Below are 16,386 nucleotides of genomic sequence, written 5' to 3'. Positions count from 1 at the left end.
CCCGCGTCCTCATTTGTAGCGTATCGCCGGGTTAATTGCCGCATACAGCAGGTCCACCAACAGGTTAATCAGAATAAACTCCAGCGAGAACAGCAAAACCTCGGCCTGGATCACCGGATAGTCGCGCATCTCCACCGAGTCGACCAGCAGCCTGCCCAGCCCTGGCCAGTTGAAGACCTTTTCCACCACGATCGAGCCGCCGAGTAAAAAGCCGAACTGTAGCCCCATCATGGTGACCACCGGGATCATCGCATTGCGCAGGCCATGCTTCACCACCACCAGGGTTTCCGGCACGCCCTTGGCTCGCGCGGTGCGCATATAGTCTTCCTGCAGCACCTCAACGAACGAGGCACGGGTAAAACGCGCCATCACCGCTGCAACCGCCGCCCCCAGCGTGATGGAGGGCAAAATATAATGCCGCCAGCTGTCGGCGCCCACCGTCGGTAACCAGCCCAGATTGACCGAGAACACCTGCATCAGCAGCATACCCAGCGCAAAAGCGGGGAATGAAATGCCGGAGACCGCCAGCGCCATACCAATGCGGTCCGGCCAGCGGTTGCGCCAAACGGCAGACAACATGCCGATGCCCATACCGAAGAGCGTCGCCCATAACATGCTGGTCAGCGTCAGCCACAGGGTCGGCATAAAGCGCGAGCTAATCTCTTCGCTTACCGGCCGTTTGGAGACCATCGAGGTGCCAAAATCCCCCTGCAGAGCATTGACAAAAAAATGCACGAACTGCTGCGGTAGCGGCTTGTCGAGCCCCAGATCCTTACGCACCAGTTGCACCACCGCCTCGTCGGCCTCCGGCCCCGCCGCCAACCGTGCCGGATCGCCAGGCAGCAGATGGACAAACAAAAACACCAGCACCGCGACAATCAGCAGCGTCGGGATCAGGCCCAGCAGCCGTTTCAGAAAATAATTAAGCATCTCGGGTGAATCCCCTCACCCCGCCCTCAGTGAGAGCGGGGATTGGCGCCTTATTTAAGGTCAGCGTTATCAAAGTTGAACGAGGTATCCGGCATCACATAGAAACCGCTCAGCTGCTTGTTATTGGCCGACAGCAGGCGTTCGGTTGCCAGGAAGATCCATGGCGCATCAGCCCAGATACGATCCTGCGCGTCCTTGTACAACTTCTGCTTTTCGGCGCGATCGGTGGTCGCCAGCGCGCCGGTCAGATCCTTGTCCACCTGCGGGTTACTGTAGAACGCGGTGTTGAACTGCTTGGGAGGTGCCGCCTGAGTAGAGAACAGCGGTGACAGCGCCCAGTCCGCCTCGCCGGTCGACGCGGACCAGCCGGTATAGAACATGCGCACACCGGTGTCTTTCACCCCAACGCTTTCCACCTGTGCCGCACGCTGACCGGCATCCATCGCGGTCAGCGTCACTTTCACCCCAACCTGCGCCAACTGCTGTTGGGCAAACTGCAGCACCTTCTGCGCGGTACTGTGGTTATGAGACGACCATAAAGTGGTAGTGAAACCGTTCGGATAACCGGCCTCCTTCAGCAACTCGCGTGCTTTGGCCGGATCGTATGGCCAGGGCTTATAACGCGTGGCGAAGTCAATCGCCGGCGGCACCGGGCCTTCTGCCGGTACCGCGTAGCCGGCGAACGCTACCTTGATCAGCGCATCTTTGTTGATGGCGTAGTTCAGCGCCTGGCGTACTTTCAGGTTATCAAACGGCTTCTGGGTGACATTCAGGCTGATATAGCGTTGCAGAATCGACGGCGCAGCCACCAGATCAAGCTTGGCATTACCTTCCAGCACCTTGGCCTGCTCATAAGGGATCGGGAAGGCAAAAGTGGCCTCGCCGGTCTGCAGCATCGCCGCACGGGTATTGTTATCGACGATCGGGCGCCAGGTGATGCTGTCGAGCTTCGGTAACCCCGGCTTCCAATAGCCGTCAAACTTCTTCACCTTAACGAAATCGGTCTGGTTCCAGGTCACAAACTGATAAGGGCCGGTGCCCACCGGATGGAAACCAATCTCTTTGCCATACTGCTTTAGCGCCGCCGGGGAAATGATCACCGCCGCCGGGTGCGCCAGGTTGTTGATAAACGCCGAGAATGGCGCTTTCAGCACGATTTTCACCGTAGTAGCATCTACCACCTCGGTTTTATCGATCATTTTGAACAGGTTGTAACGTTTGAGGTGGTTGTCCGGGTTGCTGGCGCGATCCAGGTTCACCTTCACCGCTTCGGCGTTAAACTCGGTACCGTCATGAAATTTCACCCCCGGATGCAGTTTGACGGTGTAAGTCAGGCCATCCGGACTCACCTCATAGCTGTCCGCCAGCACGTTCACCAGCTTCATGTCCTTGTCGAAACCGAACAGGCCCTGATAGAAAGATTTGGCCACGGCCTGCGACAGCGTGTCGTTGGCATCATAGGGGTCAAGCGTGGTGAAGTTGGATGCGACGGCGATCACCGCATCTTTCGCCGCCCAGGCCGGGCCTGCGCCCACTGCCGCCAACAGCACGACGGCCGCCAATGCCTTACGTTTGAATGTGTGCTTCATGGTGCTTGCATCTCCTGAGGTCATTAAAAGGCACCGGCGATCGGATGACGGGCAACAAAGTGCCCGGGGCCAACCTGCACCAGCGGTGCGGTAACGGGTTCATCGCCCAGCGCGCGGATCGGGCTGGGAATTTCATCGACCAGCAGCGGCTGGCGTTTATGCGCATGGGCCGGATCGGCCACCGGCACGGCCGCCATCAGCTTGCGGGTGTAGGCATGCTGCGGGTTATCAAACACGGCGCGGCGCGGGCCAATTTCGACAATCTGCCCGAGGTACATCACCGCAACGCGGTGACTGATGCGCTCCACCACCGCCATATCATGGGAAATAAACAGAAAGGCAATGCCAAGCTCCCGCTGTAAATCGAGCAGCAGATTGACGATTTGCGCCTGAATCGACACGTCGAGCGCCGACACCGATTCGTCGGCGATCACCACTTTAGGATTGAGTGCCAGGGCGCGCGCAATGCAGATACGCTGCCGCTGCCCGCCGGAAAACTCATGCGGGTAACGACGTGCGTGTTCGGGTTTCAGCCCGACGCGTTCCAGCAGCCAATCGACCCGCTCTTGCGCCGCCTTGCCGCGCGCCACGTTATGCACCAGCAAGGGCTCCATAATCGAAAAGCCGACGGTCAGACGCGGGTCGAGCGAAGCGTAAGGATCCTGGAAGATAAACTGGATATCCCGCCGCAGGTGCTGCAACGCCGGGCCTTTCAACTGATTAATCTGGCGGCCGTCAAAGGTAATGGTGCCGCGCTGGCTATCCACCAGCTTCAGCAAGGAACGACCAGTGGTGGACTTGCCGCAGCCGGATTCCCCCACCAGCCCCAAAGTTTCGCCGGGGTAGAGGTCAAAACTGACGTTTTCCACCGCGTGCACCCGGCGGGTAACCCGGTTGAGGATGCCGCTACGCAGATCAAAGCGCGTCACCAAATTCTCCACCCGCAGGATCGGCGCCGCACCGGGCGGGACGGTATCCTGCGGCCCGCCATTGTCCGCACCGTTCGGCAGCGGGAATTTGGCCGGAAAGTCCTGGGTCGCCATCGAACCGAGTTTTGGTACCGCGGCCAGCAATGCTTGGGTATAGGGCTGTTGCGGGGCGGCAAACAGCTCGCGCACCGGCCCCTGCTCCACCCGTTCCCCCTGACGCATCACCAATACCCGGTCGGCAATTTCTGCCACCACGCCCATGTCGTGGGTGATGAAAATCACCCCCATCTGCATTTCCTGCTGCAGCACGCGGATGAGCTGCAGGATCTGCGCCTGAATGGTGACGTCCAATGCGGTTGTAGGTTCGTCGGCAATCAATAGCGCCGGCTTGCAAGACAGTGCCATGGCGATCATCACTCGCTGGCGCATACCGCCAGACAGCTGATGCGGATAGCGGTTAAGCACGTCTTTGGCTTCGGGAATACGCACCAGATCAAGCATCTGCAAGGCGGCCTGTTTGGCGGCCCGATGGTCCATCGCCTGGTGCAGGCGCAGAGATTCGGCGATCTGCTCGCCCACCGGAAACACCGGGTTCAGCGAAGTCATCGGCTCCTGAAAGATCATCGCCATATCGGCGCCGCGCACCCTGCGTAGCGTACCCTGATGGGCACGAGCCAAATCGAGCACCTCGCCGTTTCGCCGACGAAAAGGCATGGTGCCGCTGACGATGTTGCCACCGCCCTGTTCGACCAGCCGCATCAATGCCAGAGAAGTGACAGACTTGCCCGAACCGGATTCACCGACGATCGCCAGCGTTTCACCGCGATCGAGATCGAATGACAGGTTGCGCACCGCATCCAGGGTCTCGCCCTGTTGTTGAAATTGAACGCTCAGATCGCGCACCGACAGTACGCGCTGCGGCGGTAGCCACAACCCCGACTCGGCCATGGGCGACATTAAGGTCTCGGTCATGCACCCTCCTGGTTACGGTTAGCGATAAATCCCTACGGACGGCGCATCGCCGACATAACCAAAACCGCGGTACATCCCCTCGCTGTTAAACGGCAGCGCCACGTTGCCCTGGCTGTCGATGGCAATCATGCCGCCGCTACCGCCCATCGCCAGCAGTTTTTCCATTACCACCCGGTCGCTGGCCTGCTGCAGGCTGAGGCCGGCGTATTCCATCAGCGCGGAAACGTCATAGGCCGATACGCCACGCATGAATATTTCGCCGGTACCGGTGCTGGACACCGCCACGGTGGCATTGTTGGCATAACAGCCGGCGCCGATGATCGGGGTATCGCCCACCCGACCGGCCTGTTTGTTGGTCATGCCACCGGTCGATGTCGCCGCCGCCAAATTGCCCAAAGCATCCAGCGCCACCGCACCGACGGTACCGAACTTCCTGTCGGGATCGATCGGCTCAGCGCCATCGTGATCGAGCAATACTCGTCCCTGCTCCGCCTGAGCGCGGTGCAACTGGTCAAAACGTTGTTGGGTAAAGAAGAAATCGGGGGTAACCATTTCAAGACCGTGGGCCGCGGCGAACTTCTCCGCCCCCTCACCGGCAAACAACACATGCTGGCTGTTTTCCAGCACCGCGCGTGCGGCCAGTATCGGGTTGCGTATCCGGCTGACGCCCGCCACCGCACCGGCATCACAGGTGCGCCCGTCCATCACGCAGGCGTCCAGCTCATGGGTACCCTGATGAGTAAACACCGAGCCTTTGCCGGCATTAAATAACGGGCACTCTTCCAGCAAGCGCACGGCTTCGGTCACCGCATCCAATGCGTTGCCGCCCTGGGCCAGGATCTGCTGACCTGCGGCAACAATGCCGGATAACGCCTGGATATACTCCTGTTCCTTTTCCGCACTCAGCGCCGAGCGGGTAATTGCGCCCGCGCCGCCATGAATGGCAATCACTGGTTTGCTCATATGCCTGACACCCTGTGTTAATCCCGTACCCTTCCGGGCTGATAATTAATTATTTTTTCTTTTCCCGACTATATTTAGCCCTGCATTCTATGTAAAGCATTAAGTCAACGCTCAGCATTCAGCGTAGTTCGCTTAGATTATTTCGCACATTGAAATAGCTTAATGGAATAAAAACAGAGAGTTATAACAGCATAAAAAAGCCATAAATAACGATTGGGATTTTTGGTAAAAGCAGCGAGGGGATAGACAACTATTATCCTGAGAAATAACCGATAGCTCTGAACATTTAACTTTCACAGGTTCAACCTGCTGTTTTTTAGCAGGCTGAACGCAGATGATAATATTTAGAACCCGGAACCCGGCAGCAACAGAAATGCCTCTTCTTCCGCGGTTGAGACACGACCTAATATTGCATTACGGTGCGGGTAGCGGCCAAAACGGTCAATAATGGCCTTATGCCGCAATTCAAACTCCAACTGGTCGCCATTATCCAGCTCGGTATACAACGCCAGCGCCTGCTGATGGATCAGCGCCGATTCCGAATGCATAAACGGCAAATAGAGAAAGCCCCGTTGTTCTTTACTGAGTTGCTCACACTGCCCGCTGCGGATCGCTTCTTGCGCCAATACCAGCGCCATGCAATCGCTGGCAAATGAACGCGGCGTGCCACGGAACAGGTTGCGGCTGAACTGGTCGAGCACAATCACCTCCGCCAGTCGCCCCTCAATGGTTTCTCGCCAGTGCGCCAACTCCCCGGCGGCGGCGGCGTGCCAGATCTGGCCAAAGCGCGTATGCAGCAGGCGATCGAATTCATCATCCTTTTTGAACCACAAAGCCGGTTCGATCTCGTCAAACCAAAAGTCTAATACCTGTCTGTGCATCACTGCCTCCTGTTGTTTACATCAGCATAGCATCCTTCATAATACCCCCACATTGCCGCTATTTATCGCGCACCCTGATTACGGAGTTCCCCCGATGGATCATTGCCATACTTCCGATCTCATTTCCCTGGAGCAGGCGCTGGAGAAGATGCTCAGCCAGCTCTCCCCCCTGCAGCAGACCGAATCCATTGCCCTGACCGCCGCCGCAGGCCGCATTACCGCCGCACCGGTCATTTCGCCGATTGACGTGCCGCCGTTCGCCAATTCGGCTATGGACGGTTACGCCGTGCGCCTGGCCGATTTGCAAGCCAATGCGCCGTTGCCGGTGGCGGGCAAAGCCTTTGCCGGTGCGCCATTTGATGGCAACTGGCCGGCCAATACCTGCATACGCATTATGACCGGCGCCCCTGTCCCGGTCGGTGCCGAAGCGGTGATCATGCAGGAGCAGGCCGAGCTGAGTGATGCAGGCGTGCGCTTTACGGCCGAAGTACAGGCCGGGCAAAATATTCGTCTGGCCGGGGAAGATATTCGCCAGGGCGCAGGTGTGTTAGCCGCAGGCATCAGGCTGGGTGCCGCGCAATTGCCGCTGCTGGCCTCGCTCGGCGTTGCCGAAGTCCAGGTGATGCGCAAACTGAAAGTCGCGGTGTTTTCCACCGGTGACGAGTTACAACCGGTCGGCCAGCCGTTACAGGCTGGGCAAATCTACGATACCAATCGCTTTGCGGTGCGCCTGATGCTGGAACAGCTGGGCTGCGAGGTGATCGATCTGGGCATTATCCGCGACAATCAAGAAGCGCTGCGCGCCGCTTTCGAGCAGGCGGACAGTCAGGCCGACGTGGTGATCAGCAGCGGTGGCGTTTCGGTCGGTGAAGCCGACTACACCAAGCAGATGCTGGATGAACTGGGCGAAGTCAGCTTCTGGAAGCTGGCGATCAAACCGGGTAAGCCTTTTGCCTTCGGCAAGCTGAAACACGCCTGGTTCTGTGGCCTGCCGGGCAACCCGGTTTCTGCCGCCCTGACCTTCTACCAACTGGTGCAACCACTGCTGGCAAAACTGGCCGGCCACAGCGACTGGCAGTTGCCACCGCGTCTGCAAGCACGCGCATTGACGCCGTTTAAGAAAGCACCGGGCCGTCTCGACTTCCAGCGCGGCGTATTCAGCAGTAACGCCCATGGCGAGTTGGAAGTCAGCAGCACCGGCCATCAAGGCTCGCACGTGTTCAGTTCATTCAGCCAGGGTAACTGTTTTATCGTACTGGAGCGCGATCGCGGTTCCGTAGCAGTGGGTGAAAAGGTGGAAATTGAGCCTTTCAACGCCCTGCTGAGGAGCTAAGCATGCTGCCGGAATTAACCGATGCCGAAGCATTGCGCTATAACCGCCAGATTATCCTGCGTGGTTTCGACTTCGACGGTCAGGAAAAGCTGAAAGCCGCACGGGTGCTGATTGTCGGCCTGGGTGGCTTGGGTTGCGCCGCAGCGCCCTATTTGGCTGCCGCAGGGGTGGGTCATCTGACGCTGGTTGATTTCGACACCGTTTCGCTCTCCAACCTGCAACGCCAGATCCTGCACCGCGACGCGCGCATTGGCATGGCGAAGGTTGATTCGGCGCGTATCGAACTGAGCGCCATCAATCCGCATATCCATATTGATGCCGTTGACGGGCAACTGGACGATGAACAGATGGCGGCACAGATTGCCGCCAACGATCTGGTGCTGGACTGTACCGACAACGTGGCAACGCGCGATCTGCTCAATCGCCTGTGCCATGCGCAGCGCAAACCGCTGGTGTCCGGCGCGGCGATCCGTATGGAAGGGCAACTCAGCGTCTTCACTTACCAGGCCAATGAACCTTGCTACCGCTGCCTGAGCCGGTTATTCGGCGACAACGCCCTGACCTGCGTCGAGGCCGGTGTGATGGCACCGCTGGTGGGCACCATCGGCACTCTGCAGGCTATCGAGGCCATCAAACTGCTGACGCAATACGGCCAGCCGCTTACCGGCAAACTGCTGATGTTTGACGCCATGACCATGCAGTTCCGTGAGATGAAGCTGCCGAAGGATCCGCAGTGCGAGGTGTGTGGCGGGGAATAGCAGACACAAAAAAGGCGGGAATATTAGCTCCCGCCTTTTTAATGCCGTAACAGAAGTTACACGATACCCTGGCTACGCAGATAGTCTTCGTAGTTGCCGGTAAAGTCGATAACCTTGGTCGGCGTCATTTCCAGTACGCGGGTCGCCAGCGAGCTAACGAACTCACGGTCGTGGGAAACGAAGATCAGGGTGCCTTCGTACATTTCCAACGCCATGTTCAGCGACTCAATGGATTCCATATCCAGGTGGTTAGTCGGTTCATCCATAATCAGGATGTTAGGGCGCTGCATCATCAGCTTGCCGAACAGCATACGGCCCTTTTCACCACCAGACAGCACCTTAACTTTCTTCTTGATGTCGTCCTGGCTAAACAGCAAACGCCCCAGCACGCTGCGAACGGCCTGCTCGTCGTCTTTTTCCTGCTTCCACTGGCTCATCCAGTCGAATACCGTCAGGGTGTCATCGAACTCGTATTCGTGATCCTGCGCGTAGTAACCGATCTTGGCGTTTTCAGACCATTTCACGCTGCCGCTGTCCGGCTGTGCATCGCCAACCAGGGTTTTCAGCAAGGTAGACTTACCGACACCGTTCGGGCCCAGCACCGCCACTTTCTCGCCCACTTCAACCATCAGGTTGAGCTTGCTGAACAGTGGACCGTTGTCGAAGCCTTTGGTCAGCGCTTCCACTTCCAGTGCGTTACGGAACAGTTTTTTGTCCTGATCGAAACGGATGAACGGGTTCTGGCGGCTTGAAGCCTTCACTTCTTCCAGCTGGATTTTGTCTATCTGGCGGGCGCGTGAAGTGGCCTGTTTGGATTTGGAGGCGTTGGCGCTGAAGCGGCTGACGAACGACTGCAGTTCGTTAATCTGTGCCTTCTTCTTGGCGTTATCCGCCATCAGACGTTCACGCGATTGCGTGGCCGCCGTCATGTATTCGTCATAGTTGCCCGGATACACGCGCAGTTCGCCGTAGTCCAGATCCGCCATGTGAGTACACACCATGTTCAGGAAGTGACGGTCGTGCGAAATGATAACCATGGTGCTGTTACGCTCGTTAAGCACCTGCTCCAGCCAGCGAATGGTATCGATGTCCAGGTTGTTCGTCGGTTCGTCGAGCAGCAGGATTTCCGGATCGGAGAACAGGGCCTGTGCCAGCAACACACGCAGCTTGAAGCCCGGCGCGATTTCGCTCATCGGGCCATAATGCTGTTCGACCGGGATGCCAACACCGAGCAGCAGCTCGCCGGCACGCGCTTCGGCGGTATAACCGTCCATTTCGCCGTAAGCCACTTCCAGATCGGCCACTTTATAGCCGTCTTCTTCGCTCATTTCGGCCATAGCGTAAATACGGTCACGCTCTTCTTTCACTGCCCACAGTTCATGGTGGCCCATGATAACGGTGTCCAGCACGCTGTATTGCTCAAAAGCGAACTGATCCTGACGCAGTTTACCCAGACGCTCGTTCGGATCGAGGAACACGTTGCCGCCGCTCGGTACCAGATCGCCGCCCAGGATTTTCATAAAGGTGGATTTGCCGCAGCCGTTGGCCCCGATCAAACCATAGCGGTTACCGCCACCAAATTTTACAGAGATGTTTTCAAACAGCGGCTTACTGCCAAACTGCATAGTAATGTTGTTAGTGCTTAACACAGCGCTCGCTCTTCATATCATTAGGAATGTGATTTGGCGCGCATTATGCCATAACGAGGATAAGAGATCGCGGGAAGTTTTGGTGACAATTTGAGCAATGGTGCGGTGGCAGAAAAAGCCAGACACTGCGCGGAGCCTTGAGGCCGGAGGCAGTAAATCCCATCCGGCGGATTGAAGGGGAATTAATACATTCACCAGCAGCCATGTTTTAAGATATTGAAATAGACCTCTTTAAACTTTTCTGTCCTTAAAATATCCCCTTTCAATACCGAAACCTGTTTATCCCACTCTTGGGCGAAATCGGCTTCGCCGTTATTGTTATTTAGTTTTTTTAAGCCACAGGCAGCATAAAGTTTGGCTTCTGGCGTTGCCTGCGGATTTTTGGCAATACGCAAGAAAATGTCCCCCGCATCCTGATAGGTTAGGATTCTTATTAGCTCGGTCTCGCCAACGCTGCCAATACCAACAAACCCATTCATTCCCAAAGAGAAATCGCTGACTTTGGATAAAACATTTTCTGTCTCTTCGCGGCTTTGCTCAGCGGCGTAGCCGGAGAGGGAACAGAAAGAAACAACAAGCAAAGTCACAACGCGCAAAATCATTTTCATAAAAATTTCTCTATTCAAGCGGTTTTATACCGGGTTGGCATGTGTCGACATAAAAGCCTGCTGATGTAAAACCGCAACAAACGCCTGCGATGCCGCGCTGCGGTAAGCGCTTTTGCGTTGCAGTAATACCGCCCGACGCGCTGGCAGGGCAACGGCAAGTTGTACCGACCGCAACTGCGGATCCGCCTGGGCGATCGCCGCCGGTAGAATGGTGGCAAGCTGACCACGGCGCACAATCTCGAGGATAGCACCAATCGCATTGGCTTCTACCGCCACCCATGGGCAAATACTCTGCTGGCGACAATAACCGTCGATGAACTGACGGGTAGCAAAATCTTCGCTCAGTAAAGCCAGGGGTTGCCGTTCAAGCTCTTCCGCCGTCAAAGGATGTTGCCGTTGGGCCAAAAGATGATCTGCGCCAACCACCATATTCAACGATTCACTAAACAGGTCGTTGGCCTCGATATCTGGTGACTGCGCCTGGCCGAAAGCAATACCCAAATCCAGCTGATCCTCCGCCAGCAACGCCTCGATTCTGTCCTGAGTCATTTCTTGAATACTTAGCGATATCCCCGGATAACGCCGATAAAAGGCATCGATAACCGGGCCAACCAGGTAGGCGCTAAAGGTCGGCGTCATTGCCAACCTCAGATTGCCACGCTCCAGCGTCGCCACATCATGGATCGCGCGCGCACCTTCGTCCAGATCCTGTAATGCCCGGCGGGCATAGCGCATCCAGGCCGCACCGGCATCGGTCAGGCGCACGGTTCGGCCACTGCGATCCAACAGCGGCGTACCCAGCGTTTCCTCCAGCTGTTTGATTTGCTGTGACAGCGTGGGCTGCGAAACGTGCAGCACTTCGGCAGCGCGGGTGAAGTTGCCCTGCTCGGCAACGGCCAGAAAATAACGAATATGTCGCAACAGCATAGCGCCCCTACTATTAGTAATTCCTATAGTGATCATTATAAATGGGTCTTAGACCCTATAGCCAGAGCGGCGCAAGATATGTCCATCGCTTAACAGCACCCAGATGGAGGCAGTATGAAAGAGGTTATTGAAGGCTTTTTGAAGTTCCAGCGTGAGGCGTTTGTCGAACGCACGGCACTGTTCCAGCGGCTGGCGACCCAGCAGAGCCCACGCACCCTGTTTATCTCCTGTTCCGACAGCCGCCTGGTACCGGAACTGATTACCCAGCGCGAACCGGGCGACCTGTTCGTGATCCGCAATGCCGGCAATATCGTGCCTTCGTTCGGCCCGGAGCCGGGTGGCGTCTCCGCATCAGTAGAATATGCCGTCTCTGCACTCGGCGTTGAAGATATCGTGATCTGCGGACATTCCGACTGTGGCGCAATGACCGCCATCGCCACCTGCCAGTGTCTGCAACATATGCCGACCGTGGCTAACTGGCTGCGCTATGCCGACTCCGCCAAGGTGGTCAATCAGGCTTATCAGCATGCATCCGAAAGTGAGAAAGTCAGTTCGATGGTGCGTGAGAACGTCATCGCACAGCTGAACAATATCAAGACCCACCCGTCGGTGGCACTGGCGCTTGAACAAGGCCGGTTGAAACTGCACGGTTGGGTGTATGACATCGCCAGCGGCGGTATTGAAGCACTGGATGGCGAAACCCGCCGTTTTATTCCGCTGGCAACCAATCCTGAGGTCACGGCAACCCCTGCCGTATCTCGCTTTTAATTTCATTTATAAGGAAACAATATGACTCAGTCACTGCACTACTCATCCCCGCGCGAAACCCTGACCGACACCATTATGATGGCCAAGATCCGCAAAAACCTGACCTTCGAAGCGATTAACCAGGGTACTGGCCTGAGTCTGGCGTTCGTCACCGCCGCCCTGCTGGGCCAGCATCCGCTGCCGGAACAGGCCGCCCGCGTGGTGGCAGAGAAGCTGGATCTGGATGAAGATGCCATTCGCTTGTTGCAAACCATTCCGCTGCGCGGCAGCATCCCCGGCGGCGTGCCGACCGACCCGACCATTTATCGTTTCTACGAAATGGTGCAAATCTACGGCTCCACGCTGAAAGCCCTGGTGCATGAGCAGTTTGGCGACGGCATTATCAGCGCGATCAACTTCAAGCTGGATATCAAAAAAGTGCCGGATCCAGAGGGTGGCGAACGCGCGGTGATCACCCTCGACGGTAAGTACCTGCCGACTAAGCCCTTCTAAGTCGTTAAGCCACAAAGTAAGCTGAATTAACATTGATGACTAAAGTGGCAATATTGCTGATTCGGTAAAAAAAACGCACCAACACTTGCTAATTCATTGATTATTAATATTAATTCAGCATGTCCGGTGAGGGTTTGTCAGTACTCTCAATTCAGCGTCTGATGACAGACGCTGAATTTCATCCCGGTTCATACGGCAAACAACTGCCTGGCGCCAATCAGTGCATCGTCATGACCAAGGTAGCAGATGCTGTGAAACTGCCGGTAATCGCCTTAGTCACATCCCTGATCACCGGAGCCACCTGTAACTCATCTTGCCCAACACCGTTGAGTAACTTGGTAGCAAATTTCTGGTTCGGTTTCACCATTTGGCCGTTATATCTGACTGCTACCCCAATGTCATCAGGCAGCGTGGTGGCGATAAACTCTGACGAGAAAGCCGCTGGGGTCGCAATAAGATTAATATCAATATTTTGCGTCACCGCCGTGTTGCAACGGTATTGCAGCGGGACGATTTTGACATAACGACTCCCATCACTACTGATCTGTGTATTATCAAGATCGCCAAAGTCCACCTCAATCGCGGCACCGTTATTAATGGTACACACTAGGGGGACCGGAATAAATTGCCCTGTTGTCGAGACACTCATGACAGGGGTATTACCAAAAACACTATTACGCCATGGTACTTGATAAGCCCGGAATAATTCTATATTGGCTGGGATTATCACCATGCCACCTAGCTGATCGCGTCGCAAACGCAGTGTCACGGTATTGACCCATCTTCGGCTAGCAAACTGTGAGTAAAATGATTGAATTCCAACAGGTACCGTATCGTTTCTTCCTCCCCAGGAGCCGGTTTCGTTAGGAATTTCATGAAGCAACAGCGAACTGGTAGACATTTTTACGTCAATATCTTCATTAAACTTATAAAAACCACCGCCGAATTCTGATGGTGGAAAATTCGTCTTGGACTGAAAATACCAATCAATAGCAGGTGCCAGCCCAGTAATCGGATGTAATTCATAGTCTATCCAACAGGTTACAGAATAATCAAGTGGCACACCACTGTAACTAAATTTTGCCGTTGCACCCGCCTTACTGCTCGAAAAAACCCCATTGGTAAGCGTAACGTTGAAATTATTATTACCACTCGTTGGCCAACAGGTCTTTGGGATTTGGCTAGCGTTAACCACTGTTGGTAGCAGAAGTAATACAGCAAGTATCATTTTCAGAATCATAGTCGCCCTTATCTATTTTTATAAAATTTTAATGAAGGTATTACTGATAATAAACCACATCCTTTTATCATATTAAAACAACCCAATCATTTCTTTGTTATTAATAATGAACGAATAGAGTTCCTGGTTACTTTTCAGGTTGAGCTTTTTCATTGCTGATTTTTTCTGCGTAAAAACGGTTTTTACACTTTTCTTTAAAACATAAGATATCCGTGTCAGTGAATACTCTTTAGACAGCAGCTTAATCACTTTCATTTCATTCGTAGAAAGTCTAAGCCTGCCACAAACGCAGCATGATTTCGTCATGATACTGTCATGCTCAACATGTTTCACTCTGTCACGACACTCCAGTTGACGAACCACTCTATCTACCACCGTGCCTAAAGGTTCATCTCTGAATATGATAGGAAAGTGCCTTAAGCATTCGCATACCTCATTTTTCCCTTTCTCATTTGTATCACGCTCCACAATGGGGAAAAAAATGCCCTTGAAACCCTGCTGGATATAAGGTGTTGCCAGTAAGCAATCTGTTCCTGGATCGATTTGTTGAAATATAATATCGCAGCACCATGCGTCATCGGCAAAATCAAAATATTTAACCGTCTGTGCGCATGAAGAAAACGCTTGCTCCAAACCAAGTCGCAGCCCCAATGCATAGGCGGCATTATTATCCTTTATCATTATCCCCAGCATAATTCCCTCAACAAAGCTAAAGTCTGGAATAACTCCACAGCAGTTTTTATTATTTATAATCAAGGATAATACAAGGTAAATGCCACGTTCGCGGTAAAATCACCCTCAACAATCCCTTGGTGTTCAATTGCAGTTTCTGATGCACTGACATAAGCGCCAAAATTCAAAGAACGAGTGCCGTCATGGAGTAAATAAGATTCAATCGTCTTGTTTATCTCCAGCCGTTTTCCCTTCTCGGTTTCTAATCCTATCGCGATACCTTTTGCCATCCCGTTTACTGCAAGCAAACCAGGCTGTTGCAAGTCCTCAATGCCATTGAAACCGATCTCAACGCTGCTCCCCATGCTAATATCACAATCCTCCAATTCAATGGAGAAATTATAGCTATGCGTACGTTGATGTAGATAAAGCGTATTCTTAATGACATTACCTAATTTAACGGTCTGATTAACCGATACCATACTTAGCGTACAGGGTTCTTCAACCAATTCGCCATGTAGAGATATATTATAATCCTGTGCCGCGGGAGTCCGCCCCCCCCCTAATAACAGACAGAAAATTAACACCACACGATAATACATCCTGCTCTCTTCCACTTAGAAATAGCTTGATACCAACGTTGCAACGGCATTGAACTGCCCTGTCCCCAAAGGGATTGCCGTATCCTTTTTTACTGGCACTGCAATAAAGCTGAACGTCTTTTGGTCTACCGCATCAAAAAAACGGTTTAAAAAAATCGGCCCCCCGTTGGCATCCTGGATAGCAATACCCAGGTTGGCTATATTGGTGGTCAATATATTCCCCCCACCAACTGTGGCTTCGCCTTGCAGCTGCAAACGTAGTTTTTTACCCAGGCTTTCTTTACAATTTAGATTGACCACGGTGAATTGTGAATATTTCACGCCGTCTACCTTTTTAATCCCCACCTTACCAAAATTGACATCAATGGTTTTGCCACCGTTAAATTCACAGGCGGGTTCGAAAATGCGCCCCTTGAAATTCATAGCCGTTCCACCGTCAGCCTGTATCTGCGATACGCAAAGCACCAGGAATAAGGGGGCCGCAGCCAAAGATTTACGTAACATATAGCCTCCACTAACACGCGAGATCACGGACTGGCTAGTCATAATTCAATTGAAAATTAACGGCCGCGTAAAAAGCCCCGGTAGTCAGGGGATCGGCTGTACGCTGCGGGATAACGTAAAAGGTTAAGCGGTTATCACCCGGCGTTAATATCTGAGCCTGGCTCCGCCCCCCTGGCCGTAACTGACGATGTTGTTCATCCTCAAGCCGCAAAGCCAATCCTCGGGCCTGACCTTTTACCGCCACCAGCCCTCTCTGCTGTTGCTCACTGCTAAAGGTGATAGACACCGTTTGCTGGCCTGGCACCCACGTCAGGTTATTGCCATGCGTCGCGTCGCGAGTACCTCCACCCCAACGTCCGCAATCACGTAGCCATAAATGGAAAGCGACGGGTGCAGCTTCGTCAGCAAACCGGCTTAAGGTATGACGGGCTATGCCCTCCATACTGACGGTTTGATCTTCAGAAACCATATCCAGCGTACAGGCTGATTCAACGAGAGTGCCTTTCACTACCAATGAGGCAAACGTGCCGTCCACCTGGGTCTGGCTCTCTGCCAACGTAAACACAGAC

17 protein-coding genes are annotated in these 16,386 nt (G+C 54.3%); 4 read left to right on the top strand and 13 right to left on the bottom strand.

Features of this window, described 5'->3' with window-relative positions; genetic code table 11:
- Positions 1–9: 9 nt before the first annotated feature.
- The 5 genes from gsiC to ACNT1W_RS09835 form a co-directional block, all read right to left on the bottom strand.
- Positions 10–930 (bottom strand): glutathione ABC transporter permease GsiC, encoded by a 921-nt coding sequence (gene gsiC, locus ACNT1W_RS09855; protein WP_261413072.1) that lies wholly within the window; start codon positions 928–930, stop codon positions 10–12.
- A 50-nt stretch (positions 931–980) separates the two neighbouring features.
- Complete coding sequence (gsiB, locus tag ACNT1W_RS09850; RefSeq protein WP_012005984.1) at positions 981–2,519, bottom strand: glutathione ABC transporter substrate-binding protein GsiB; 1,539 nt, start codon at positions 2,517–2,519, stop codon at positions 981–983.
- A 23-nt stretch (positions 2,520–2,542) separates the two neighbouring features.
- Positions 2,543–4,420 carry a dipeptide ABC transporter ATP-binding protein gene (locus ACNT1W_RS09845; RefSeq protein WP_419246714.1) on the bottom strand — a complete coding sequence of 626 codons (1,878 nt, stop codon included), beginning with the start codon at positions 4,418–4,420 and terminating at the stop codon, positions 2,543–2,545.
- A gap of 18 nt (positions 4,421–4,438) precedes the next feature.
- On the bottom strand, positions 4,439–5,383 hold the full coding sequence (locus ACNT1W_RS09840) for an isoaspartyl peptidase/L-asparaginase family protein (RefSeq protein WP_112362689.1): 945 nt from the start codon (positions 5,381–5,383) through the stop codon (positions 4,439–4,441).
- Positions 5,384–5,727: 344 nt separating this feature from the next.
- Positions 5,728–6,264, bottom strand: coding sequence for a DUF924 family protein (locus tag ACNT1W_RS09835; RefSeq protein ID WP_135344477.1), 537 nt, complete (start codon positions 6,262–6,264; stop codon positions 5,728–5,730).
- A gap of 94 nt (positions 6,265–6,358) precedes the next feature.
- Between ACNT1W_RS09835 and moeA the strand changes: the two genes are divergently transcribed.
- Together moeA and moeB are read left to right on the top strand one after the other, a co-directional pair.
- On the top strand, positions 6,359–7,597 hold the full coding sequence (gene moeA, locus ACNT1W_RS09830) for a molybdopterin molybdotransferase MoeA (protein ID WP_419246713.1): 1,239 nt from the start codon (positions 6,359–6,361) through the stop codon (positions 7,595–7,597).
- A gap of 2 nt (positions 7,598–7,599) precedes the next feature.
- Positions 7,600–8,355, top strand: coding sequence for a molybdopterin-synthase adenylyltransferase MoeB (gene moeB, locus ACNT1W_RS09825; RefSeq protein ID WP_153857433.1), 756 nt, complete (start codon positions 7,600–7,602; stop codon positions 8,353–8,355).
- A 56-nt stretch (positions 8,356–8,411) separates the two neighbouring features.
- On the opposite strand, the gene ACNT1W_RS09820 is transcribed toward moeB, so the two are convergent.
- The 3 genes from ACNT1W_RS09820 to cynR form a co-directional block, all read right to left on the bottom strand.
- Complete coding sequence (locus tag ACNT1W_RS09820; protein WP_026142274.1) at positions 8,412–10,004, bottom strand: ABC-F family ATPase; 1,593 nt, start codon at positions 10,002–10,004, stop codon at positions 8,412–8,414.
- Between the two features lie 191 nt (positions 10,005–10,195).
- Positions 10,196–10,612, bottom strand: coding sequence for an MchS3 family protein (gene mchS3, locus ACNT1W_RS09815; RefSeq protein WP_368453203.1), 417 nt, complete (start codon positions 10,610–10,612; stop codon positions 10,196–10,198).
- A 24-nt stretch (positions 10,613–10,636) separates the two neighbouring features.
- The gene (gene cynR, locus ACNT1W_RS09810; protein ID WP_259188169.1) at positions 10,637–11,539 is read right to left on the bottom strand and encodes a transcriptional regulator CynR; all 903 of its coding nucleotides are present in this window, start codon (positions 11,537–11,539) and stop codon (positions 10,637–10,639) included.
- A gap of 114 nt (positions 11,540–11,653) precedes the next feature.
- Here cynR and ACNT1W_RS09805 point away from each other — a divergent pair, with 114 nt between their 5' ends.
- Both ACNT1W_RS09805 and cynS read left to right on the top strand, forming a co-directional pair.
- Positions 11,654–12,307: a carbonic anhydrase gene (locus ACNT1W_RS09805; RefSeq protein WP_017892151.1), complete on the top strand. Its 654-nt coding sequence runs from the start codon at positions 11,654–11,656 to the stop codon at positions 12,305–12,307.
- Positions 12,308–12,328: 21 nt separating this feature from the next.
- Positions 12,329–12,799, top strand: a complete 471-nt coding sequence (gene cynS / locus ACNT1W_RS09800; RefSeq protein ID WP_259188166.1) for a cyanase — start codon at positions 12,329–12,331, stop codon at positions 12,797–12,799.
- Positions 12,800–13,016: 217 nt separating this feature from the next.
- Here the strand turns inward: cynS and ACNT1W_RS09795 are convergent, their stop codons facing one another.
- From ACNT1W_RS09795 to ACNT1W_RS09775, 5 genes are all read right to left on the bottom strand, one after another.
- Positions 13,017–14,039, bottom strand: a complete 1,023-nt coding sequence (locus ACNT1W_RS09795) for a fimbrial protein (protein ID WP_419246712.1) — start codon at positions 14,037–14,039, stop codon at positions 13,017–13,019.
- A gap of 72 nt (positions 14,040–14,111) precedes the next feature.
- Positions 14,112–14,720, bottom strand: a complete 609-nt coding sequence (locus ACNT1W_RS09790; protein WP_189636446.1) for a helix-turn-helix domain-containing protein — start codon at positions 14,718–14,720, stop codon at positions 14,112–14,114.
- Positions 14,721–14,791: 71 nt separating this feature from the next.
- Positions 14,792–15,313, bottom strand: coding sequence for a fimbrial protein (locus ACNT1W_RS09785; protein ID WP_129939639.1), 522 nt, complete (start codon positions 15,311–15,313; stop codon positions 14,792–14,794).
- Between the two features lie 15 nt (positions 15,314–15,328).
- On the bottom strand, positions 15,329–15,817 hold the full coding sequence (locus ACNT1W_RS09780; RefSeq protein WP_165366717.1) for a fimbrial protein: 489 nt from the start codon (positions 15,815–15,817) through the stop codon (positions 15,329–15,331).
- A 34-nt stretch (positions 15,818–15,851) separates the two neighbouring features.
- Positions 15,852–16,382: a fimbrial protein gene (locus ACNT1W_RS09775; RefSeq protein ID WP_165366716.1), complete on the bottom strand. Its 531-nt coding sequence runs from the start codon at positions 16,380–16,382 to the stop codon at positions 15,852–15,854.
- Positions 16,383–16,386 lie beyond the last annotated feature (4 nt).

The organism is Serratia sp. NFX21 (assembly GCF_048517035.1).
In the GTDB taxonomy this organism is placed as follows: Bacteria; Pseudomonadota; Gammaproteobacteria; order Enterobacterales; family Enterobacteriaceae; genus Serratia; species Serratia quinivorans.
This window is presented reverse-complemented; position numbering and strand designations above follow the sequence as displayed.

Coding starts and splice junctions, on each gene's coding strand:
- gsiC (WP_261413072.1), bottom strand. CDS start 930: ATGCTTAATTATTTTCTGAAACGGCTGCTGGGCCTGATCCCGACGCTG.
- gsiB (WP_012005984.1), bottom strand. CDS start 2,519: ATGAAGCACACATTCAAACGTAAGGCATTGGCGGCCGTCGTGCTGTTG.
- ACNT1W_RS09845 (WP_419246714.1), bottom strand. CDS start 4,420: ATGACCGAGACCTTAATGTCGCCCATGGCCGAGTCGGGGTTGTGGCTA.
- ACNT1W_RS09840 (WP_112362689.1), bottom strand. CDS start 5,383: ATGAGCAAACCAGTGATTGCCATTCATGGCGGCGCGGGCGCAATTACC.
- ACNT1W_RS09835 (WP_135344477.1), bottom strand. CDS start 6,264: ATGCACAGACAGGTATTAGACTTTTGGTTTGACGAGATCGAACCGGCT.
- moeA (WP_419246713.1), top strand. CDS start 6,359: ATGGATCATTGCCATACTTCCGATCTCATTTCCCTGGAGCAGGCGCTG.
- moeB (WP_153857433.1), top strand. CDS start 7,600: ATGCTGCCGGAATTAACCGATGCCGAAGCATTGCGCTATAACCGCCAG.
- mchS3 (WP_368453203.1), bottom strand. CDS start 10,612: ATGAAAATGATTTTGCGCGTTGTGACTTTGCTTGTTGTTTCTTTCTGT.
- cynR (WP_259188169.1), bottom strand. CDS start 11,539: ATGCTGTTGCGACATATTCGTTATTTTCTGGCCGTTGCCGAGCAGGGC.
- ACNT1W_RS09805 (WP_017892151.1), top strand. CDS start 11,654: ATGAAAGAGGTTATTGAAGGCTTTTTGAAGTTCCAGCGTGAGGCGTTT.
- cynS (WP_259188166.1), top strand. CDS start 12,329: ATGACTCAGTCACTGCACTACTCATCCCCGCGCGAAACCCTGACCGAC.
- ACNT1W_RS09795 (WP_419246712.1), bottom strand. CDS start 14,039: ATGATTCTGAAAATGATACTTGCTGTATTACTTCTGCTACCAACAGTG.
- ACNT1W_RS09790 (WP_189636446.1), bottom strand. CDS start 14,720: ATGATAAAGGATAATAATGCCGCCTATGCATTGGGGCTGCGACTTGGT.
- ACNT1W_RS09785 (WP_129939639.1), bottom strand. CDS start 15,313: ATGTATTATCGTGTGGTGTTAATTTTCTGTCTGTTATTAGGGGGGGGG.
- ACNT1W_RS09780 (WP_165366717.1), bottom strand. CDS start 15,817: ATGTTACGTAAATCTTTGGCTGCGGCCCCCTTATTCCTGGTGCTTTGC.